General features: G+C 49.0%; 14 protein-coding genes. 13 read left to right on the top strand and 1 reads right to left on the bottom strand.

What is annotated here, in order from left to right:
* Positions 1 to 61 precede the first annotated feature (61 nt).
* From AACH41_RS07355 to cheZ, 13 genes are all read left to right on the top strand, one after another.
* Positions 62 to 2,566, top strand: a complete 2,505-nt coding sequence (locus tag AACH41_RS07355; protein ID WP_338654086.1) for a PAS domain S-box protein — start codon at positions 62 to 64, stop codon at positions 2,564 to 2,566.
* 216 nt (positions 2,567 to 2,782) lie between these two features.
* On the top strand, positions 2,783 to 5,428 hold the full coding sequence (locus AACH41_RS07350; protein ID WP_338654084.1) for a methyl-accepting chemotaxis protein: 2,646 nt from the start codon (positions 2,783 to 2,785) through the stop codon (positions 5,426 to 5,428).
* 118 nt (positions 5,429 to 5,546) lie between these two features.
* Positions 5,547 to 5,771 carry a hypothetical protein gene (locus AACH41_RS07345; RefSeq protein ID WP_194747579.1) on the top strand — a complete coding sequence of 75 codons (225 nt, stop codon included), beginning with the start codon at positions 5,547 to 5,549 and terminating at the stop codon, positions 5,769 to 5,771.
* Between the two features lie 209 nt (positions 5,772 to 5,980).
* On the top strand, positions 5,981 to 8,683 hold the full coding sequence (locus AACH41_RS07340) for a methyl-accepting chemotaxis protein (RefSeq protein WP_338654079.1): 2,703 nt from the start codon (positions 5,981 to 5,983) through the stop codon (positions 8,681 to 8,683).
* Between the two features lie 298 nt (positions 8,684 to 8,981).
* Positions 8,982 to 11,696, top strand: a complete 2,715-nt coding sequence (locus AACH41_RS07335; protein ID WP_338654076.1) for a methyl-accepting chemotaxis protein — start codon at positions 8,982 to 8,984, stop codon at positions 11,694 to 11,696.
* A gap of 319 nt (positions 11,697 to 12,015) precedes the next feature.
* The gene (locus tag AACH41_RS07330) at positions 12,016 to 15,195 is read left to right on the top strand and encodes a methyl-accepting chemotaxis protein (RefSeq protein WP_338654073.1); all 3,180 of its coding nucleotides are present in this window, start codon (positions 12,016 to 12,018) and stop codon (positions 15,193 to 15,195) included.
* A gap of 459 nt (positions 15,196 to 15,654) precedes the next feature.
* A complete protein-coding gene (locus AACH41_RS07325; RefSeq protein ID WP_338654071.1) occupies positions 15,655 to 17,607 on the top strand; it encodes a methyl-accepting chemotaxis protein in 1,953 nt (650 codons plus the stop codon).
* A 56-nt stretch (positions 17,608 to 17,663) separates the two neighbouring features.
* Positions 17,664 to 18,371: a formaldehyde-activating enzyme gene (gene fae, locus AACH41_RS07320; RefSeq protein WP_313989212.1), complete on the top strand. Its 708-nt coding sequence runs from the start codon at positions 17,664 to 17,666 to the stop codon at positions 18,369 to 18,371.
* Positions 18,372 to 18,412: 41 nt separating this feature from the next.
* Positions 18,413 to 19,312 (top strand): CheR family methyltransferase, encoded by a 900-nt coding sequence (locus AACH41_RS07315; RefSeq protein ID WP_194746682.1) that lies wholly within the window; start codon positions 18,413 to 18,415, stop codon positions 19,310 to 19,312.
* Positions 19,309 to 19,917 (top strand): chemoreceptor glutamine deamidase CheD, encoded by a 609-nt coding sequence (cheD, locus tag AACH41_RS07310; protein WP_124551641.1) that lies wholly within the window; start codon positions 19,309 to 19,311, stop codon positions 19,915 to 19,917. Before AACH41_RS07315 ends, cheD begins: the two co-directional genes overlap by 4 nt.
* Before the next feature lie 26 nt (positions 19,918 to 19,943).
* Entirely contained in the window at positions 19,944 to 21,014 is a 1,071-nt protein-coding gene (locus AACH41_RS07305) for a chemotaxis response regulator protein-glutamate methylesterase (RefSeq protein ID WP_275355195.1), read from the top strand.
* A gap of 112 nt (positions 21,015 to 21,126) precedes the next feature.
* Positions 21,127 to 21,525: a chemotaxis response regulator CheY gene (gene cheY / locus AACH41_RS07300; RefSeq protein WP_194746684.1), complete on the top strand. Its 399-nt coding sequence runs from the start codon at positions 21,127 to 21,129 to the stop codon at positions 21,523 to 21,525.
* Positions 21,526 to 21,527: 2 nt separating this feature from the next.
* Positions 21,528 to 22,208: a protein phosphatase CheZ gene (gene cheZ, locus AACH41_RS07295; RefSeq protein ID WP_194746685.1), complete on the top strand. Its 681-nt coding sequence runs from the start codon at positions 21,528 to 21,530 to the stop codon at positions 22,206 to 22,208.
* A gap of 78 nt (positions 22,209 to 22,286) precedes the next feature.
* Here the strand turns inward: cheZ and AACH41_RS07290 are convergent, their stop codons facing one another.
* The gene (locus AACH41_RS07290) at positions 22,287 to 22,664 is read right to left on the bottom strand and encodes a DUF779 domain-containing protein (protein ID WP_194746686.1); all 378 of its coding nucleotides are present in this window, start codon (positions 22,662 to 22,664) and stop codon (positions 22,287 to 22,289) included.
* Positions 22,665 to 22,749: the final 85 nt, after the last annotated feature.

Raw genomic sequence — 22,749 nt, 5'->3', positions numbered from 1 at the left:
TAAAAAGTTGTGATTTCAAAGTCCTGTTGCAGGGCTTTGTCATTTTGAAGGTAGAAATACAATGAGAACCTGGCTAGGCATACTCAAGCAATGGATGACTGGATCTCATCATTCTCAACTCAGTGATTTGGATCTAGAACGCTTGAACAGGATGGAGGCCCTCCATCGCGTCGTGGCGATGATCGAGTACGATTTAGATGGGAACGTGCTTGATGCCAATCAAACATTTTTAGACTTAACCGGTTATACGCGTGACGAAGTGCTCGGTCAGCATCATCGCATGTTCCTGCCATTGGGAAACCTTGATGCGCCAGAGCATAAGCAGTTTTGGCAAAAGCTTTGCAATGGAGAGGCTCAGACGGGCCAATTTAAACGCTTAAGCAAAGGAAACCGCGAAGATTGGATTGAAGGCAGCTTTATCCCGTTAAAAAACCAAGACGGGCAAGTGGTGAAAATCGTCAACTACTTTAGTCTCATCACCGCGCTTAAGGCACGTGAGCTTGAGAGCCAGGGCCAAATTGATGCCTTAAACCGGGTGCTTGGAGTCATTGAATTTTCGCTGGATGGCACGATTCTGGCATTGAATCAGAACTTTGCGCGGGTGACCGGTTACGATGCTGCTGAAGTGGTTGGTAAACATCATCGCATTTTCATGCCACACTCAGAAGCCAGCTCCTCGGACTACATCAGATTTTGGCAAGATCTTGCCAGAGGTGAGTTTAAATCGGGGATCTACAAACGCATTGCGAAAAATGGACAAGAGGTCTGGTTACAGGCGACCTATAATCCTATTTTAGACAGTGACGGCAAGCCGTTGAAGATCATTAAATTTGCTACTGATATCACACAGCAAAAGGCGCGAGACTTAGACTTGGCCAGCCAGTTGTCCGCCATTCGGCAAATCATGGCTGTGATTGAGTTTGACCTGCAAGGCAATATTCTGGATGCCAATGATAACTTCTTAAATACTGTTGGTTATCAGAAAAGCGCTGTTGTGGGCAAGCATCATAAAATGTTTGTTCCGAGCGACGTTCAACAATCCACTGAGTATGCGCAATTTTGGCAAAAGCTGGCTCAAGGAAACACACAAGCGGGTGTTTATCAACGTGTCGCGGCGAATGGCAACCCACTATGGTTGCAAGCCAGCTACAATCCGATTTTAGACTTGAATGGCAAGCCCTACAAAATAGTCAAGTATGCGATTGATGTGACTGAGCAGCGCCTGCGTGATATCGATAACCAATGGCAAATGACCGCTATCCAACGCTCATTAGGAACGATAGAGTTTTCGCTGGATGGTCATATTACTAAAGTGAACGCAAATTTCATGCAAGTCGTGGGTTATCAAGCGGCGGAACTGATTGGCAAACATCACAGTATGTTTATGCCACTGGAAGAGCGTCATGCAATGGAGTATAAAAACTTTTGGCATCGCCTTGGTCGCGGCGAATTCATGCAGGGTGTGTTTAAACGGATAGATAAACACGGCCAGGAAATTTGGCTCCAAGCGAGTTATAACCCTGTGCTTGATGAGCATGGGAAACCCATCAAGGTTGTGAAGTTTGCAACAGATATTACTCAGCAGAAACGTGCTGAAACAGGCTTGATGGAGGCCGTGCTATCTACTGAGCAATTACTGGAAGCGGCACAGCACGGAGACATGACCGCACGCATAGACTTGCATGGTAAAACGGATCAGATACTTAGTTTGTCCAACGGTATCAATCGCTTAATGGACCGTGTGTCTGAAATTCTGTTGCAAGTCAAAGAGGCCACCACCACGATCAATAGTGCAGCCAATGAAATTTCAACGGGCAATATTGATTTATCTACGCGCACAGAAAGACAAGCGCACAGCTTGCAGGAAACCTCCTCCAGTATGAGCCAACTGGCTGCAACGGTGAAGCAAAATGCTGAGAATGCATTGCAGGCCAACCGAATGGCAGAGGCGGCTTCCAAAGTGGCTGAGCGTGGTGGGGAAGTAGTGAATCAGGTCGTGGATACCATGACTGCGATCAGTCAAAGCGCGCGTAAGATTGAAGATATCATTTCAGTGATTGATGGGATTGCCTTCCAAACTAATATTCTGGCATTGAATGCGGCGGTTGAGGCTGCGCGTGCTGGCGAACAAGGTAAAGGGTTTGCTGTTGTGGCTGGAGAGGTGCGTAATCTGGCACAACGCTCTGCAAGTGCTGCCAGAGAAATCAAGGATCTGATTGCTGACTCTGTCAATAAAACCACGGAAGGTACACAACTGGTCGAAGGTGCCGGTCAAACCATGGTGGAGATTGTGCAGTCAGTCAAGCGCGTCAGCGATATTATCAGTGAAATTTCTGAAGCCTCGATTGAACAAACCTCAGGAATTGATAGTGTTAACCAAGCCATCACTAGCATGGACGATGTGACGCAGCAAAATGCAGCGTTAGTTGAAGAGGCGGCGGCCGCAGCCGAGTCTTTAGTTGAACAAGCCAGCCAATTGTCTGATCTGGTGGCTGATTTCAATCTGTATGAAGCAACTCAAAACAAAGCCACACGACCTCTATCCCGAACAGGTACTTACAATTGATCCATTGAGTAGAGGAAGAGTTGTTAGGACCTAGCAAACTCTGATTGAAGCCGACTGTAAAGTCGGCTTTTTCTTTTTTCAAATCTGCTATTTAACACGCGATCACATGCTTTTTCGGTATCTATGTTGCAGTCGTAATCTAATAAACTCACTGGCAGAAGTAAAAATTGTAATTTCGTCCTAGTGAAAATACAAAATATCGAAAGAGATCAGATTATGAAAATCAACTTGCCCGTGACACAAAAAGAGATTGAACTCAAAGAGGATGCCTCTATTGTGTCCAAGACGGATTTAAAAGGGGCCATCACCTATATCAATCGTGAGTTTATTGAAATCAGCGGCTTCAGTGAGGCGGAGCTGATAGGTAAAAATCACAATATTATCCGTCACCCGGACATGCCAGCAGCGGCGTTTGAGGATTTGTGGCGGACGGTGAAAGCAGGGAAGCCCTGGAACGGTATGGTGAAAAATCGCTGTAAAAATGGTGACCACTACTGGGTAGAAGCGAATGTGGCCCCCATCCGTGAAGGCGCTAAGGTGATAGGGTATATGTCTGTTCGCAACAAAGTGAGCCGCGTACAGATTGAGCAGGCTGAAAAACTGTATCAACAGATGCGTGACGGCAACCTCCCGCAACCTGGCTGGGGTGAAAAACTGGCCGCAAAAGTACATGACCTGCCGATTTTCTACAAGCTGTCAGCAGCTATGCTGACCCCGGTGGCTGTTGTTTCTTCAGTGGGCTTTTATCGTCATGATCCTGGCGCATGGGTAGGCATGGGGATGGGGATCGCGGCTGCATTGGTGGCTGGCGGCATTTTCTCGCTAAAACTGAAAAAGTCGATGGCTGTGATGGCACATGCGATTGAAGGCTTGGCTGGTGGCGAGTTGAATCTCAAGATTGATACGCGTGGCAACGACGAATTTGGCAGTTTGATGAAGACACTGAAGTCCATGCAAATCAAGGTGGGGTTTGATGTCAACGATTCTAGGAAAATGGCTGAAGAGGCGGGTCGTCTGCAAACCGCGCTGGATCAAAGTGCCACCGCCTTTTCCTACAGCGACAGTCAACATCAATTGCAATATATGAATGCTGCGGCCCGTAGCCTTTGGCAACAGCTGGTAGAAGAGATTGCCAAAGAACAGCCAGGGTTTACCTTGGAAAAGATGTTTGGGAATGCGATTTCCAGTTATTTACCTGAGGCTTACCGCGCGGCATTTGCCGAAGTTTCCAAGATACCTCGGGTGATTGAATTTGCTGCTTATGGCAAAAAAATTCAAGCGACCATTGTTTCAGTGTATACCGCCAAGGGCGAATATCTGGGCCGTATGACGCAGTGGGATGATAAAACCGCTGAAGACATTGGTCAGCAAGAAGTCTTCCGCTTGGTGCGTGAAGCTTCTGCGGGCAACCTGAGACAACGTGTAGATCTGGCAAAACTGCCTGAAGGCTTTGTGCTTGAAATCGGTAAAGGCATTAACCAGATTCTGGATGCCTTGATTAATCCGCTCAATGTCGCCGCCAAATATGTTGAAGACATTTCCAAAGGCCATATCCCGGCAAAAATCACGGATACTTATCAGGGTGACTTTAATACCTTAAAAAACAACCTGAACCAGTGTATCGATGCCTTGAGTACCCTGATCGCTGAAATGAACCACATGAGTGCCGAGCACGATGCAGGTGACATTGATGTTGAGATCGATGTCACTAAATTTGATGGCGCTTATCGCACCATGGCTGGTGGCATCAACCAAATGGTGGGCGGCCACATTGCGGTCAAGAAAAAAGCTATGGCCTGCATGCAGGGACTGGGCGAAGGCAACTTTGATACTCCACTGGAAAGATTCCCAGGCAAAAAAGCCTTTATCAATGACACCATCGAGCAGGTGCGTGCCAATTTGAAAGCCTTAAATACAGACACTAGCATGTTAGCCGAGGCCGCCAGAGATGGTCGCATCAGTGTCCGTGCGGATGCGGCGCGGCACCCTGGCGATTACCGTAATATTATTGATGGTATCAACAATACGCTGGATCTGATTGTTGGACCGATTAGTGCGGTGACTGAGGCGGTGGAAACAATCACGACCGCAGCCAATGAAATCTCCAGCGGTAACTCTGATCTGTCTGCCCGTACCGAACAGCAAGCCTCCAGCCTTGAAGAAACGGCGGCCAGTATGGAAGAACTTGCTTCTACGGTTAAACAAAATGCCGAGAATGCCAAACAGGCCAATCAGATGGCGCTGTCAGCCTCTAGTGTTGCAGCCAAAGGGGGCGAAGTGGTGGATGAAGTCGTCGCAACCATGAGCGCGATTAATGAAAGCGCCAAGAAGATTGAGGACATCATCTCAGTCATTGATGGGATTGCTTTCCAGACCAACATCCTGGCGTTAAATGCGGCGGTTGAGGCCGCCCGTGCAGGTGAGCAGGGCAGAGGGTTTGCCGTGGTGGCCGGTGAGGTGCGCAGTTTGGCGCAACGCTCCTCGACAGCGGCGCGAGAAATCAAGGAGCTGATTACGGACTCTGTCAATAAAACGGCGGAAGGTACCCGTCAAGTAGAGCATGCAGGGACCACCATGCAGGAGGTCGTCAGTTCTGTACAGCGGGTCGCCGATATTATCAGTGAAATTTCCGCAGCTTCTATTGAGCAGACCACGGGGATTGATCAGGTCAACGAAGCGGTGACCAGTATGGATGAAACCACACAGCAAAACGCAGCGCTTGTAGAACAAGCGGCGGCGGCGGCTGAATCCTTGGTGGATCAAGCCAATCATTTGGCTCAAGCGATCAGCCATTTTAAAGTGGACAGTGGCCGTTCTACAGCGGGGCATCAAGCCATGCGCAGAACCGGCACGCATGGCTAAAAATAAAGTTGTAATTGTTTTGTAACAACACTAAAGAAATCATAAGGTCTGTCGTTATTAACAATAAGTGGTAGTGAAAAGCCACCTAAACCATGGTTAATAATTTGATGGAGACTTTATGAAAAAACATTTGAAAACAACGTTAAGTATTATTGCATTATCAACATTGGCAACACCGCTGTTTGCGGCTGAAGTGTGCAAAGTGTCTATGATGGGCCGTGTCTGTTTTGAAGAGGGCAGCCCGGAATTGACTGCAGCGCACATGAAAGGTGACGCAGTGGCTGAATCATCAGCAGCGAAGAAAAAGGTAGATGTTGCTGAAGCTGAAAAAACCAAGAAGTAATGCATTTGTTGCTTTGAAAATCCCCCTCTGCAAAGGGGGATTTTTTATGCGTATCGCCAAGCGGTAGCCCCGGCAAAATACATGAAAACTTGAGTAGGAAAAGACCTGTAAAAAGCTTGTTTATTAGCGCATGAAATATGTTTGGAGTATTACAAAATAAACGAGAGTCTGATAAAGGCGAATAAAAATCTGGATTTGGAGTTTTAATTATGACCATTGCGAAGAGAATGTATATTCTGATTGCAGTTGCAGCGCTGGGGCTATTTACGCTAGCGACGCTCAGCTACTTTCAGACTGATCGTGTATTTAAATACACTAACGTTGCCAATGAAAATGCGGCACCCAGCATTGAGGCATTGGATGACACGCTCGCTGAGTTTGAGCTATTAAATAGCTTGATCTGGCAGCATATGCTGAATACAGACAACGTCAAAATGCAGCAGATTGAAAAGCAGGTTGCTGAGGTGCATGGTGATCTGATGGCTGCACTTAAAAAATACGACAGTCTGATCAGCGATGATAAAGACAAGCAGTTACTGCAAAAAGACTATGAGGCAATCAAGTCTTATGATGAGCTAGGTAGCAGCGCGCTGACGCTTTCGCTCTCTAACAAGAAAACAGAGGCCAGGGATGTGTTGCTGGCTAATCAGGCGGTGATTGAGCATGTTCAGAAAGCGATTCGTGAACACCGTGCCTACAATAATCAGATTGCTAAACAAGGCGCTGCTGCAGCGGTGAAGGTTAAGCAAAATGCATTGTTGATGCTGATTGCGATTGCCGGCCTCTCCTTGGCTGTCGTGGTTTCGATTGGTTTCTATATCAAACGCAGCCTGTTTAAGCAATTGGGTATGGAGCCTGCCGATTTAACTGTCATTGCACGCAACTTTGTAGAGGGCAATCTGACCCAGAAGATTGTGTTGCCTGAAGATGACAAAACCAGTGTTGCTTATTCTATCCGTGTACTGCAACGTACCCTGGATGGCCTGGTACAGTCATTGAACTATGTCAGCCAGCAGCATGATGAAGGCGATATTGATTGCACTGTTGATCAAAACCGCTTTAAAGGCGGCTACGCAGAAATGGCCGCCGGGATCAATAAAATGGTGGCTGGGCATATTGCCATGAACCGCAGTGCGATTGAAGTGGTGAAAGCGTTTGGCGATGGCAATCTGGATATGCCGTTGGAGCAATTCCCAGGCAAGAAAGCCTTTGTGAACGAAGCCATTGAGCAAGTGCGTACCAATATCAAGCGTCTGGTCAATGATACTGACGAGCTGGTGCATGCTGCCGTAGAAGGGCGTTTGTCCACCCGTGCGGATGCCAGCAAGCATCAAGGTGACTTCCGCAAGATTGTCCAGGGCGTGAACGAGACGCTGGATGCGGTGATTGACCCCCTCAACGTGGCGGCCCAATATGTGTCCGATATCTCCAAGGGCAATATCCCGGCCAAGATTACCGACCACTACAATGGTGACTTCAACACGATTAAAGACAACCTCAACCAGTGTATAGACGCCGTCAATGCGCTGATTAGCGATGCCGACATGCTGTCACAAGCCGCGGTCGATGGCAGACTCACCACCCGTGCCGATGCCAGCAAACATAATGGCGACTTCCGCAAGATCGTCGAAGGCGTCAACAACACCCTGGATTCCGTGATTGGACCATTGAACGTGGCTGCGAACTACGTAGACCGCATTTCCAAAGGCGATATTCCTGAGCGCATTACCGACCATTACAATGGCGACTTTAACGAGCTCAAGAACAACCTCAATACTTGTATTGAAGCGGTCAACCTGCTCGTTAATGACGCCAACCAACTGGCCGAAGCCGCAAAAGAAGGACGCATCACCGTGCGTGCTGATGTCGACAAACACAATGGCGACTTCCGCAAGATCATTGCAGGCGTGAACAACACGCTGGACATGATCGTAGAACCGATCATTGCAGTGACCGAAGCCGTCGAAACCATCACCACGGCCGCCAATGAAATCTCCAGCGGTAACTCAGACCTGTCTGCACGTACCGAGCAGCAAGCCTCCAGCCTGGAAGAAACTGCCGCCAGCATGGAACAACTGGCTTCGACCGTGAAACAGAACGCTGATAACGCCAAACAGGCCAACCAGCTGGCGCTGACCGCCTCAGGCGTTGCCGTCAAAGGTGGCCAAGTGGTGAACGAAGTGGTTGCCACCATGAGTGCGATCAACGAAAGTGCCAAGAAGATCGAAGACATTATTTCGGTGATTGACGGCATTGCCTTCCAGACCAACATCCTGGCGCTAAACGCAGCGGTAGAAGCGGCGCGTGCAGGTGAGCAGGGCAGAGGCTTTGCGGTGGTCGCGGGTGAAGTACGTAATCTGGCGCAACGCTCAGCCAGTGCGGCAAAAGAGATCAAGGAATTGATCACCGACTCTGTGAACAAGACCACCGAAGGCACCAAGCTGGTTGAGAATGCCGGTAACACCATGGAAGAAGTGGTTTCCTCAGTCCAGCGTGTGGCCGATATCATCAGTGAAATCTCAGCCGCATCTACCGAGCAGACCACCGGCATTGACCAGGTCAACCAGGCAGTGACCAGCATGGATGAAACCACCCAGCAGAACGCTGCCTTGGTTGAAGAAGCGGCTGCTGCGGCTGAATCGCTGGTCGATCAGGCCAACCAGCTGGCTGATGTGATTAGCCAGTTCAAGCTGGAAGGTAAAGTCAACACAGGGTTCACTGCAACGCTCAAATCTTCTTCTGGTAGTGGCGGATATTCAGCGCCAAGACCAAGTGCAGATTCGCGTTCGGGCAGAGTAGTGCCAGCCCCTTCAGGCTATGTCGATAAACCGCAGTTTTCAAAATCTCCACCGAGCACGTCAAGGCCGTCCGCCAAAACAGGCACTGACGATTCGGATTGGGAAGAGTTCTAACCATTCGTCTAAATAAAAAGCCGGCTGTTTAACAGCCGGCTTTTTTTATGCGCTCGGTTTGGGAGCTATTTGCATTTTAAGGACATCCCTTCAAAGACATTAAAAGGATAGGTTTTAAGCCTTTCTTTAATCGATGCTTGATGGATGACTAATTGCAAGATAGCAAAGTATTAAGGAAAAAAGTGTTTGTGTTGGCAAGACACGTCAGAAGACAGTCATGTCTTTGACTTTTGTAATCTTAAACAAGCATTTGGCATAGGCGTAAGCAAATACTGAGGATGGATAAATGTTCGGAAACATGAGAGTAAAGAAAAGCCTGATGGTCGGGTTTGGTAGCATGATTCTGCTGATGGCAGGATTAACTGTTATTGGGATTGACCGTGTGCGTGAAATCGACAATACGCTAACCGAAATCAATGATGTGAACAGCGTTAAGCAGCGCTATGCCATTAACTTTCGCGGCAGCGTGCATGACCGGGCGATTAGTTTACGTGATGTGACCCTGGAGGCATCCAGTGCTGAAGTGGACAAGTCCATCAGTGATATCCGCCGATTGGCGGTTGCTTATGAAGAGAGTGCGGCCAAGCTGGATGCTATTTTTAAAGAGGATGCGGCTGTTACGGCAGATGAAAAAGAAATTCTCACGCACATCAAGTCTATCGAAGCCAAAACATTACCGGTAATTGAGCGTGTGATTGCATTACGCCATGCAGGTGATGAGGAGCAAGCGAAAAGTCTGTTAATGCGTGAAGCCAAGCCCTTGTTTGTAGAGTGGCTCAAAACCATTAACCAGTTTATTGATTATCAGGAGGCATTAAACAAAACGGCTTCAGCGCAAGCCAAGTCTGTCGCTTCCGGGTTTTCCGTACTGATGCAAATTGCACTGGGGATTGCCATTCTTATCGCTGGATGGATGGCTATTGCAATCTCTAAATCCCTGCTTAACCGTTTAGGTGCAGATCCGTTGGAACTCACTGAGTTTGCCAAAAAAATTGGTGAAGGGGATTCTGACTTTGCCGTACCGCTGGCTGAACATGACCAAGGCAGTGTTGCCTACCAGCTACAACGCATGCGGCAACATGTGCTAAAAGTGATCAGCGAAATGAAGGATGTCGCGCATGCGCAAGCCAATGGTGAGATTGATCGCCGTATCCACAGTGCCCAGCATCAAGGTATGTTTAAAGACATGGCCGAAGGGGTCAATCAAATGCTGGATGATCAACATGCCTCGACCCGCAAGGTGATGGCTGTAATCAACGGCTTTGGAAATGGCGACTTTGGCATTCCGCTTGAGACATTCAAAGGGAAAAAAGCCGAGATCAACCGCGATATTGAGCAAGTCAGAGCCAATTTGACCAATATCATTTCCGATTTAAACCAGATGTCTGCTGCGCATCGCCAGGGCAATATCAGCTATTTTATTGATCCTGCCAAATATAATGGCCACTTCAGCGCCTTGGCTGAAGGTGTGAACGGCATGGTGCAGGAGTATATCGAAGAAAATAAAACCGTGACCGATTGTATTTTGCAATTTGGTGAAGGTAATTTCTCCGCCACCATCAAGGAATTCCCCGGCGAAAAAGCGTTTATCAACAAGAGCGTCAAGAAAATTGGCGGCAACCTCAAAGGCTTGATTGATTCGGTGAACTGGGTCAGTAATGCGCATGAGCAAGGTGAAATTGATGCCTTGCTACGTGATGACATGTTTAGAGGCGATTTCAGTACGCTGGCCAAGTCTGTCAACAACATGGTGACTGGCTTGTTGGAAATGAACCAGCAATCCATGCAGGTGGTGAAGGGCTTTGGCGAAGGTAACTTCGACATTCCGCTTCAGCGCTGGCCAGGTAAAAAAGGCGAGATCAACGACAAGGTTGAGCAAGTTCGCGCAAACCTGAAAGGGTTGATTGGTGACATCAATGGCTTAACCGAAGCGGCAGGCGAAGGCCGTATTTCTGTACGGGCCGACGCCAGCCAGCATAAGGGCGATTTCCGCAAAATTGTTGAAGGCGTTAACCACACCCTGGACATGATTGTAGAGCCGATCATTGCGGTGACTGAAGCCGTCGAAACCATCACCACTGCGGCCAATGAAATTTCCAGCGGTAATGCTGATCTTTCAGCCCGTACCGAACAACAGGCTTCCAGCCTGGAGCAAACGGCGGCAAGTATGGAGGAGTTGGCATCCACGGTTAAACAGAATGCCGACAACGCCAAACAAGCTAACCAGCTGGCACTGACAGCCTCTGGTGTCGCGGTTAAAGGTGGCCAGGTGGTGAATGAAGTGGTTGCCACCATGAGTGCGATTAACGAAAGTGCCAAGAAGATCGAAGACATTATTTCGGTCATTGACGGCATTGCCTTCCAGACCAACATCCTGGCCTTGAACGCAGCGGTAGAAGCCGCGCGAGCAGGGGAACAGGGTAGAGGCTTCGCCGTGGTCGCAGGTGAGGTGCGTAACCTGGCCCAGCGTTCAGCCAGTGCTGCGAAAGAGATTAAAGAGCTGATTGCAGACTCTGTGAATAAAACCACTGAAGGCACCAAGCTGGTCGAAAATGCCGGTAGCACGATGGACGAGGTGGTCTCCTCTGTGCAACGCGTGGCTGACATTATCAGTGAAATCTCTGCTGCCTCTATTGAGCAAACCACCGGCATTGATCAGGTAAACCAGGCAGTGACCAGCATGGATGAAACCACGCAACAGAATGCAGCCTTGGTTGAAGAAGCGGCCGCTGCGGCAGAATCCCTGGTCGATCAGGCCAACCAGCTGGCGGATGTGGTCAGCCAGTTCAAGCTGGAGAGGGGCGCGGGATCAGGCTTTACCGCCTCACCTAAGTCTCAAGCCAAAGGGAGTGTTTCTTCAACACCGCGAACCATGCCCCAGCATGGCTCGGGACGACCGGTTCCAGCCCCCTCCGGCTATGTGGATAAACCCCAGCGTGCTCAAGCGACGGCCAGTCCACCTAGGGTCAGTGCCAAAACCGGCACGGATAATTCGGATTGGGAAGAGTTTTGACCTAAGTCATCTTCAGAAACGGCTGCTTCGGCAGCCGTTTTTTTGTGTCTGCACATTATTGGACAGGGTTTGAAAAACCTCATGCCTGAATGACTTTAAACAGAACCATAAAAATACGTTTTACATTCAATTTGGATCTTTATCTTTAGCGGGATAATGATTACATAAACAGTGAATAAAAAATCTTATAAACGGATTTTATTATTCATATAAAAATTGGCTTTACGGTCATCGATTGACTTCAAGCTAGAAATAACTCGGAAGAGCAGTGTGTCAGCAATGCACGCCCCCTATTTATTTTTATGCAAAGGAAGTCAATATGCAGTTGTCTCAGCGCTTTCAATCTATTCAGGGCAAAATCGTCCTGATGGCAGGGCTGTCCATTCTGGTCAGCGGCAGCATTCTCGTCGGATCCTCTTATCTCTCAGCTAAAAACAATCAGCAACTGGTGTCTGAAAACGTATCGTTGTTAGTCAACGAAGGCACCAAAAACAGCTTGAAGAATCTGGCTGGCTCTGAAGCAGGAAAAATCCAGGCCAAGTTTGATGTCGCACTGGATGCGGCACGCACGATGGCAAATACTTTTGTGTTGAGTAAAGAGGGTTCCGTGGCACTGGGGCGTGACCAGATTAATGCTATCTTGCTCAATGTGCTGAAACAAAACCCAGAGTTCAATGGCACTTATAGTTGTTGGGAGCCGGATGCGCTTGATGGTAAAGATGACACTTTTAAAACGGGCAGGGATGGCAACAATAGCCTCACCGGCCGTTTTACGCCCTATTGGAACCGTGATGAAAGCGGACGGATTGCGGTGCAACCACTGGTGGAGTATGACACGCTGGACAAGCACCCCAATGGTGTCATGAAAGGCGGCTGGTATCTTGGCCCCAAAACAAACCATACCGAAAGTGTATTGGACCCATTTCCTTATATTGTGCAGGGCAAATCTGTATGGCTGACCACGCTGTCGGTGCCCATTATCAAGAACGGCAAGTTTTATGGGGTCGCCGGGACTGACTACAATCTGGACTTTGTGCAAAAAACCGCTGAAGGTGCCAGCAAGAATCTGTTTGACGGCAAGGGCGAAGTGGTTATCGTCAGTAATATGGGGCTTATCGTGGCCGATAGCCGTAATCCAGGCTTGATTGGCCAGCCCTTTGGCAAAATTGTGGGCGACAGTAGCGCAAAGTATCTCCAAGAGATCCAGTCTGGTCATGATTTAGCCGCGATTGACCAGCAAGCCGGTCAAATGATGGCGCTCGCCCCCATTATGTTGGGCCGCACTGGCAAACCTTGGTCTGTCCTGATTAAAGTACCAACCGCCGTCGTGCTGGCAGAAGCGCAAGCGCTTGATCAACGATTGTCTAGCGGTGCGAATCAAGCCGCTTTATGGCAGTTATTGTTAGGCTTGATGGTGACGGCAACCGGGATTGCGGTCATCTGGTTTTCAGCCGCAAAAATTGCAAAACCCATACGTGAGGCCGCCCAGGTTGCACAGGACTTATCACTAGGTAGAACAGATGTCGTGATTGAGGTGCATAGCCAGGATGAAACCGGCCAGTTAATGACGGCCATGCAAAGCATGGTCAAGTCGATTAAGTTACTCATTCATGATACCCATGGCCTAGCACAATCTGCGGTACAAGGTAATCTCTCTACACGGGCAGACATTCAGCCGCATCAAGGCGATTTCCGCAAAGTGGTTGAGGGGATAAACGAGACACTGGATGCGGTTGTAACGCCCTTGGGTGTGGCTGCGAGCTATGTGGAACAGATCGCCAAAGGTGAAATTCCAGAAAAAATTACGGCTGACTATAAAGGCGATTTTAACGCCATTAAAAACAACCTGAACCAGTGTATAGAGACCATTAATAGTATGGTGTATGACACTGAAGAATTGGTGCACGCAGCGGTAGAAGGGCGTTTATCCACCCGTGCGGATGCGAGCAAGCACCAAGGTGACTTCCGCAAGATTGTCCAGGGCGTGAACGAGACGCTGGATGCGGTGATCGATCCTCTCAACGTGGCGGCCCAATATGTGTCCGATATCTCCAAGGGCAATATCCCGGCCAAGATTACCGACCACTACAATGGTGACTTCAACACCATTAAAGACAACCTCAACCAGTGTATAGACGCCGTCAATGCGCTGATTAGCGATGCCGACATGCTGTCACAAGCCGCGGTCGATGGCAGACTCACCACCCGTGCCGATGCCAGCAAACACAATGGCGACTTCCGCAAGATCGTCGAAGGCGTCAACAACACCCTGGATTCCGTGATTGGACCATTGAACGTGGCTGCGAACTACGTAGACCGCATTTCCAAAGGCGATATTCCTGAGCGCATTACCGACCATTACAATGGCGACTTTAACGAGCTCAAGAACAACCTCAATACTTGTATTGAAGCGGTCAACCTGCTCGTTAATGACGCCAACCAACTGGCCGAAGCCGCAAAAGAAGGACGCATCACCGTGCGTGCTGATGTCGACAAACACAATGGCGACTTCCGCAAGATCATTGCAGGCGTGAACAACACGCTGGACATGATCGTAGAACCGATCATTGCAGTGACCGAAGCCGTCGAAACCATCACCACGGCTGCCAATGAAATCTCCAGCGGTAACTCAGACCTGTCTGCGCGTACCGAGCAGCAAGCCTCCAGCCTGGAAGAGACTGCCGCCAGCATGGAACAACTGGCTTCGACCGTGAAACAGAACGCTGACAACGCCAAACAGGCCAACCAGCTGGCGCTGACCGCCTCAGGCGTTGCCGTCAAAGGCGGCCAGGTTGTTAACGAAGTGGTTGCCACCATGAGTGCGATCAACGAAAGTGCCAAGAAGATCGAAGACATTATTTCGGTGATCGACGGCATTGCCTTCCAGACCAACATCCTGGCGCTGAACGCAGCGGTAGAAGCAGCGCGTGCAGGTGAGCAGGGCAGAGGCTTTGCGGTGGTCGCGGGTGAAGTACGTAACCTGGCGCAACGCTCAGCCAGTGCGGCAAAAGAGATCAAGGAATTGATTACCGACTCTGTGAACAAGACCACCGAAGGCACCAAGCTGGTTGAGAATGCTGGTAACACCATGGAAGAAGTGGTTTCCTCAGTCCAGCGTGTGGCCGATATCATCAGTGAAATCTCAGCCGCATCTACCGAGCAGACCACCGGCATTGACCAGGTGAACCAGGCAGTGACCAGCATGGATGAAACCACCCAGCAGAACGCTGCACTGGTTGAAGAGGCTGCTGCTGCGGCTGAATCGCTGGTCGATCAGGCCAATCAATTAGCCGATGCGATTAGTCAGTTTAAACTGGAGGGCGTGGCCGCTGGCGGGTTTTCCAGTGCGCACGCAAACACGCACCGCGTGTCTGAGATAAAACATGCAGTCAACCTGACTGCCATGCATAAACATAAAGTCAGCCCAAGCCGTGGCGCTGGTGATCCGGGCAAGTTGCTCAAAACGGGCACGCACGATCATAGCTGGGAAAGTTTTTAAGCGCCAAATTGCTTTCTGTAGCAGCACATAGGGCTTAAATCCCCCTGTTTGCTGCTGCAAAGGCTAAATGGCTCGAATAATCCCCATGATCAAAACCACCCTGCCAGGTAAGTAATTACGACGATAAGAATTTCTTTAGGGGGGCAATTACCGCAAAAGAACCAAATTTCCCCTTTTTACATGCAATTCAAAAGTGGCTTGCATGCTGAATAATCGCTGACATAGGTCGATAAATAGACCAAATAATAAATTATCTGGATCTGGAAAAAAGGAGTGAAACGCATGTTCGCTGATCAATGGGGTGCGCTTGCGGGAAGACTTTCTCGTACTAAGCTTTCATTACAACTGACGATGATACTGGGCGTGCTGGTATGCAGTCTGTTGGCACCACTGGTTTTAAATACCGGTTCAGGTATGGGTTTCATGCTTCATGCGGGATTAACGCTGTTGGCCATATTCATGGCATGCGGTCTGACCGCTTCAGTGAAGCACGTGGTAGGTGGCGAGCCCTTGCAAACACTGCAAGCCGCACAATCTCTAGCGCAGGGTGATTTTGCTGTGCAGACAAGCGCAGCCACAGCCTCGGTGGCAGATGCAATCAATCAGTCAAAAGCCGGTTTTGCAAACTTCAAACAGCAATTGGCGCTGATAGAAGCCGAGCATGCCAAAGGCAACCTTAACGCGCAACTGGATGTGACTGCGTTTGCAGGGGAGCTGAGCCAGTCTGCCGCAAGCGTGAACCATCTGTTAAACATGCATGTGGCCAGTATGGAAAAAGCCGGCCGCGCCGTTGAGGCGCTGGGTCGTGGTGAGCTGAATACGCAGCTTGAACGCTTGCCAGAACATTTGCATGCCTTCAATCAAGGCTTCGATGGCCTCAAATCTAACGTACAGGCATTGATTCAGGATCTGACAGCAATGGCTAAAAACCATGCCGAAGGTGAAACGGATGCGCGTTTGAATAGCGGTCAATTACAGGGTGATTTTAAAGTGGTGGCTGACGTTTTGAATCGCATGATTCATGGCTATGTGACCGAAACCGAGCGCTTTATTGCAGTCATGGACAGTATTGGCCGGGGTGACCTGACGGCGCAACTGGAAGCCATGCCAGGCAAGAAAGCCGCCATGAACAAGAGCGTAGATCGTATCCGCGGCAACCTGAAAGGGATTGTAGACTCTGTAAACTGGGTCAATGCCGAGCACGAAAAAGGCAATATTGATATGACCCTGCGTGCAGACATGTTCAAAGGCCAGTTCTCATTATTGGCTGAAAGTATCAACAATATCGTGGCTGGACATATCGAGTTGAATCAAAAAGCCATGGCCTGCGTACAAGCGTTTGGTGATGGTAATTTTGATGCACCGCTGGAGCAGTTCCCAGGCCTCAAGGCAAAAATCAATCAAACCATAGAGCAAGTGCGCAGCAACCTGAAAGCCTTGAATGCAGACGCCCAAATGCTTGCTGAAGCCGCCAAAGAGGGCCGTGTCACCGTCCGCGCCAATGCAGACAGACACCCAGGCGATTATCGCAAGATTGTGCAAGGCATGAACAATACGCTGGACATGATTGTAGAGCCAGTGTTGACGGTGAAGACCGCAGCGGAATCTATCAATATTGCTGCCAAGGAAATTGCCCAGGGCAATGCTGACTTGAGTCGCCGTACTGAGGACCAAGCGGCCAATCTGGAAAAAACAGCTTCCAGTATGGACGAGCTCGCATCGACCGTGAAACAGAATGCCGAAAACGCCAAGCAGGCGAATAATTTAGCTGCACAGGCCTCACAAGTTGCCGTCAAGGGTGGCGAGGTCGTCGGTGCGGTGGTGGCCACCATGAGTGATATCAATGAGAGTGCCCGCAAGATTGAAGACATTATTTCCGTGATCGACGGCATTGCCTTCCAGACCAACATTCTGGCGCTTAATGCAGCGGTAGAAGCAGCCCGGGCTGGTGAGCAGGGGCGTGGTTTTGCAGTGGTGGCGGCCGAGGTGGGTAGCCTGGCGCAACGCTCATCCGTAGCCGCACGTGAAATTAAAGAATTGATTACTGACTCCGTGAACAAAACAGCAGAAGGTAGCCGTCAGGTGCAGGAAGCTGGAAACACGATGCATGAAATCGTGGATTCCGTGAAACGGGTCAGTGTGATTATTGGTGAAATTGCATCGGCATCGAATGAACAAAGTGCCGGCATCGCCATGGTCAACGATGCGGTGATCCGCATGGATGATGTGACGCAGCAAAACACCGCTTTGGTTGAAGAGGCTGCTGCGGCTGCAGAATCCCTGATGGATCACGCCAACGAGTTGGCTAGTGCAGTAGGGGTATTTATTGTGGATGGACAGGCAAAAGCGTCCAGCCATCGCGCAGGAAATGCAGACTGGGACGATGATTATCGTCAGGTCAGCAACGGTTAGGGCAGGGTAGCGAACGCCCTTTAATAAAGTAGTACTTTTTATATCAGGAGTTAAAAATGGCAGTGATTGATCGAGTATTGATTGGCGAAGGTTTAGTCATCGAAGAGCGTCCAGAAGGTGGTTTGGATTTGAAAAATGTGGCCCACATTGACTTGATTATGGGTCCACGCGGTAGCGCTGCAGAAGACGCATTTTGTCGTACGCTCACCGACCAAAAACAAGGCGTAAACGGTTTGTTGGCGATTGCAGCGCCAAACATGATGGTAAAACCAAACACCGTAATGTTTAACAAGGTGACCATTAAAGATGGACGTCAGGCAACACAAATGTTTGGCCCGGCACAACGTGGTGTAGCGATGGCTGTAATGGATTGCGTCGCTGACGGCACGATCCCGCTGGAAGAGGCAGATGATGTATTTATCTGTGTTGGTGTATTCATCGACAGCAAAGCTGACATGGATGACCGTATCCAGGACTGGAACTACCGTGCAACAAAAATGGCGATTAAAGCCGCCGTTGCGCGTGAGCCTAAAGCTGCTGACGTTGTGAAGCAGTACAAGGAAGCGTTGCATCCATTTGCTGCACAAACCCCGGAAGCACAAAACCGTCGTGCTGAAGACAAAGCTGCTGCCTTAGCAATTTCTCAAATGCAAGAGCGCAGCAAGCACGCAAAAAGCAGCTATGAAACCCAAGTTAAAGATAATCAGCAAGTTGATTTGGCCATTTCACAAATGAGAGAGCGTATCAACACGACACGCGCTTAATTCTGGCAGTGTATGCCCGCGGATTTGCATAGGATAACGAAGTGAGTGCATTAAAAAAACAAGAGCAAGAAGATCGCGAGTTTTTGTTTACGCGCGATGATTTCGTCAGAATTAAAAGTCTGATTTATCGCCATGCAGGCATTTCATTATCCGATGCAAAGACCGATATGGTCTACAGCCGAATCGGTAGGCGTTTGCGCGCGCTGGACATGAATAGTTTCAAACACTATCTGGACACGCTCGAGCAGCAGAACAATGCGGATGAGTGGCAGGCATTTACCAATGCGCTAACCACTAATTTGACCTCGTTTTTTCGGGAAGAACATCATTTTCCGATTTTGGCCGAACATCTGGTGAAGCTGTCAGCCAACCGGCGAGGAAAACCGCTACGTATCTGGTGTTCTGCGGCATCGACAGGCGAAGAGCCTTATTCGATTGCGATCACCGCTTGCGAAGCGTTTAATAGCTTGAAACCGCCTGTAGAAATTGTTGCCACAGACATTGATACAAATGTGCTGGCGACGGCGAGTGCAGGCGTGTACCCGCTAGACCGGGTCAAGAAAATGGATGACGGTCGTGTACGCAAATTTTTTGAACGTGGCACAGGCAAGCATGACGGCCTGGTCCGTGTCAAAAAAGCCGCCCGTGACCTGATTCATTTTCACCAATTGAATTTACTGGATGCACAATGGCCATTTCATGATGGCTTTGATGTGATTTTTTGCCGCAATGTCATGATCTATTTTGACAAGCCGACACAAGGCAAAATCATTGAAAAATTTGTCAACCTCATGCATGAAGACAGTTTGTTATTGGCAGGCCATTCAGAAAACTTTTTGTATGTGTCCGACCACCTGCAACTGTTGGGAAAAACCGTCTATAAATTAAAAACCAGTGGCGCGGCACGTTCCAGCCTCTTTACGCATCGGAAATCGCTATGAGTGTCATGCAAGAAGAAATTTCTAACACCCTGTATTTTGACAGAACATTTAATTGCAATGCTGCCAAAATTTCACCAGGGGAGTATTACTACACAGACAAGGACATGTTGATTGTCACCGTGCTTGGGTCCTGTGTTTCTGCCTGTATCCGTGACAGCCGTACCGGCATTGGTGGCATGAACCATTTCATGTTGCCCGAGGGGGGCAGTGCAGACAAGGACAGCCCGATTTCTGAGTCGATGCGCTATGGCACTTATGCCATGGAAGTCTTGATCAACCAGCTGTTGCGTAACGGCGCCAAGCGCGAAAACCTCGAAGCTAAAATTTTTGGGGGCGGCAACGTCTTGCGCAGCTTTACCACCAATAACGTGGGTGATCGCAATGCTGCGTTTGTCAAAAAGTATCTGAAAGAAGAAGGGATTAAAGTCACCGGCGAAGATTTGCTGGATATTTATCCCCGCAAGGTTTATTTCTTTCCCAAAACCGGTAAAGTACTGGTTAAAAAGCTGAAACAATTGAACAACTACACCTTGGTCAAGCGCGAGCAAGCTTACTCCAGCAAGCTGCAAACCAACGATGTGGGTGGAGATATCGATTTGTTCTAATAATAATTAAAACAAGGGGTTATGCCATGAAAACAAAAGTGCTGGTGATTGACGACTCGGCATTGATACGCAGTTTGTTGAGCGAAATCATTAACGACACCAAGGATCTGGAAGTGGTTGGAACCGCACCGGATCCGCTGGTCGCGCGCGAGATGATCAAGCAGTTGAATCCGGATGTACTCACGCTGGATGTAGAGATGCCACGCATGGACGGTCTGGATTTTTTAGAAAAACTGATGCGTTTGCGTCCGATGCCCGTGCTTATGGTATCTACGCTGACAGAAAAAGGCTCTGAAATCACTTTGCGTGCACTGGAACTGGGTGCCACCGACTTTGTTACCAAACCCAAAATGGGCATTACCCAGGGCATGCAGCAGTATGCCGCCGAGATTACTGACAAGATCCGTGTTGCTGCCAGGGCAAAAATCAGCACCTTGCAAAGTATTGCCAAAGCGTCTAATACGCAGATGCAACAAAGTCCCATCCGCAATCCGCTCATCAGTAGTGAAAAACTGCTGATTATTGGCGCCTCTACTGGCGGCACCGAAGCGATCAAGTCCTTTTTAATGCAGATGCCGTCTGATTGCCCCGGCATTTTAATTACCCAACACATGCCTGCAGGCTTCACCAAGTCCTTTGCTAGTCGCCTGGACAGTCTGTGCAAAATTGCCGTCAAGGAAGCCGAAGATGGTGAGCGTGTATTGCCTGGCCATGCCTATATCGCGCCAGGGGATCAGCATTTACTGCTCGCCAGAAGTGGCGCCAACTATGTCACCCGTTTATCTGATGCCGAGCCGGTGAATAGACATAAGCCATCAGTCGATGTATTGTTTGATTCAGCGGCTACAAACGCCGGTAAAAACGCCGTCGGGATCATTTTAACGGGCATGGGCAAAGATGGCGCCGCGGGTATGTTGCGCATGAAGAATGCCGGCTCTTTCAATTTTGCCCAAAACGAAGAAAGCTGTGTGGTGTATGGTATGCCACGCGAAGCGGTTGCGCATGGTGGTGTTCACGAAGTCGGGCATTTAAAAGACTTGCCTCGTCTGGTGCTACAACATCTTGCAACTAACAGTGAACGCGCCATTCGCGTATAGTACTGTGAGGAATAAACCGGTAAATCCCAGCTTTATCCTGATTAGCATTGACCATGGTTCGTTCCATAATACAGGCTACGGGATTAGTAATTAAATGATAGCGGAGTAACAAATGGGCAACCCAAATACTAAATTTCTGGTAGTGGATGATTTTTCTACGATGCGTAGAATTGTGCGCAACCTGCTCAAAGAACTTGGTTATAACAATGTTGAAGAAGCAGAAGATGGTGCAGATGCCCTCAACAAGTTGCGCAATGGTGACTTTGAATTCGTGGTTTCCGACTGGAATATGCCCAACATGGACGGTTTGACCATGTTGCAGAATATCCGTGCAGACAGCAAATTATCCAAATTGCCTGTATTGATGGTCACTGCCGAGGCAAAAAAAGAAAACATTATTGCTGCGGCCCAGGCCAAAGCGAGTGGTTATGTGGTGAAGCCTTTCACTGCTGCCACACTTGAAGAGAAGTTATCCAAAATCTTTGAAAAATTGGAAAAAGGCGAGGTGTAACCATGACCGAAGCGATCAATCCGAATCAGGATCATGCGGCGATGGATCTTGCCTCTAACCTGATTTCCACGATGAGTCCCAATCAGCAAGAGGAAATGATCAGCCGGATTGGACACATGACCCGCTCCTTGCACGATAATCTGAGTGCACTGGGCTATGACAAGGTGCTGGAACAAGTCGCGCAGGAAATTCCTGATGCCAGAGACCGGTTAAGTTATGTGGCAAAAATGACTGAACAGGCGGCTGAGCGTGTGCTGAACGCCACTGATCTGGCCACGCCTTTACAGTCAGAGTTATCTGATCGGGCTGCAGTGTTGAAGCAACGCTGGGAAGAGGTCATGCAGCGTGCTTCGCTCAAATCGGAATACGATGCTGTTGTCCATGAAACACTGGAATATATGTCACTGGTCAGTCAACACACATCGACGACCAAATCGTTACTGATGGATATCATGATGGCGCAGGACTTTCAGGATCTAACCGGCCAGGTGATCAAAAAAGTGACCTCACTGGCACAAGACCTGGAGAGACAATTGGTGCAAGTGTTGGTGGATTTTTCTCCTGCGGCCAAAAAAGACGAGGACTCCTTGATGAACGGTCCACAAATTGATCCACATAACACCGTGGATGTGGTCGCCAATCAGGAACAGGTGGATGATCTGCTGGAAAGCCTGGGCTTTTAGTTCTCAGCATTTATCCAGTGTCATCATAGCAAAGGCATCTTAGGATGCCTTTTTATTGATCAGGCAGACTTCTATTTATTAAAGCCCGACGCGCTCTTCGGGTTTTAGCGCAGCGAGTTCCTCATCCGAATATAAGCGGCCTCGCGTGATAAAGGCCATGCCACTGCCACAATCGAGTGAAAATGAGCCACTCGAGCCCGGCATCGCATCGAGGATGGTGTGCGTACTGTGCATAAAACTGAAATGACTGTCACTCATGTAGAAAATAGCACCACCGGGCAAGGTTCCCAGTTTGACATCCATCGGACTGGCGATGTATTCGGCGGCTGGTAGGCACATCGGGCCACTGCCTTCACAACATCCGCCTGATTGAAAAAATACAATCGGGCCATGCTGGGCGGTTAATTGCTCAATGAGCGCGATGGCCGCTGGCGTTGCAGAAACACGTTCAGTCATGCTCTTCCCCTGTTTATATTTTGATAGATAGATAAAAAAAGGAGCGAAAAATTCGCTCCTTTAGATCAAACAAATGTCTATTTTA

The sequence above is a fragment of the Methylophilus sp. DW102 genome (genome assembly GCF_037076555.1).
Classification (GTDB): domain Bacteria; phylum Pseudomonadota; class Gammaproteobacteria; order Burkholderiales; family Methylophilaceae; genus Methylophilus; species Methylophilus glucosoxydans.
Note: the sequence above shows the minus strand (reverse complement) of the source record. Positions and strands in the feature narration are given on the sequence as shown.

Excerpts from the sequence above, each read along its gene's own strand:
- AACH41_RS07355 (WP_338654086.1), top strand. The coding sequence starts at position 62 with ATGAGAACCTGGCTAGGCATACTCAAGCAATGGATGACTGGATCTCAT.
- AACH41_RS07350 (WP_338654084.1), top strand. The coding sequence starts at position 2,783 with ATGAAAATCAACTTGCCCGTGACACAAAAAGAGATTGAACTCAAAGAG.
- AACH41_RS07345 (WP_194747579.1), top strand. The coding sequence starts at position 5,547 with ATGAAAAAACATTTGAAAACAACGTTAAGTATTATTGCATTATCAACA.
- AACH41_RS07340 (WP_338654079.1), top strand. The coding sequence starts at position 5,981 with ATGACCATTGCGAAGAGAATGTATATTCTGATTGCAGTTGCAGCGCTG.
- AACH41_RS07335 (WP_338654076.1), top strand. The coding sequence starts at position 8,982 with ATGAGAGTAAAGAAAAGCCTGATGGTCGGGTTTGGTAGCATGATTCTG.
- AACH41_RS07330 (WP_338654073.1), top strand. The coding sequence starts at position 12,016 with ATGCAGTTGTCTCAGCGCTTTCAATCTATTCAGGGCAAAATCGTCCTG.
- AACH41_RS07325 (WP_338654071.1), top strand. The coding sequence starts at position 15,655 with ATGGCATGCGGTCTGACCGCTTCAGTGAAGCACGTGGTAGGTGGCGAG.
- fae (WP_313989212.1), top strand. The coding sequence starts at position 17,664 with ATGGCAGTGATTGATCGAGTATTGATTGGCGAAGGTTTAGTCATCGAA.
- cheD (WP_124551641.1), top strand. The coding sequence starts at position 19,309 with ATGAGTGTCATGCAAGAAGAAATTTCTAACACCCTGTATTTTGACAGA.
- AACH41_RS07305 (WP_275355195.1), top strand. The coding sequence starts at position 19,944 with ATGAAAACAAAAGTGCTGGTGATTGACGACTCGGCATTGATACGCAGT.
- cheY (WP_194746684.1), top strand. The coding sequence starts at position 21,127 with ATGGGCAACCCAAATACTAAATTTCTGGTAGTGGATGATTTTTCTACG.
- cheZ (WP_194746685.1), top strand. The coding sequence starts at position 21,528 with ATGACCGAAGCGATCAATCCGAATCAGGATCATGCGGCGATGGATCTT.
- AACH41_RS07290 (WP_194746686.1), bottom strand. The coding sequence starts at position 22,664 with ATGACTGAACGTGTTTCTGCAACGCCAGCGGCCATCGCGCTCATTGAG.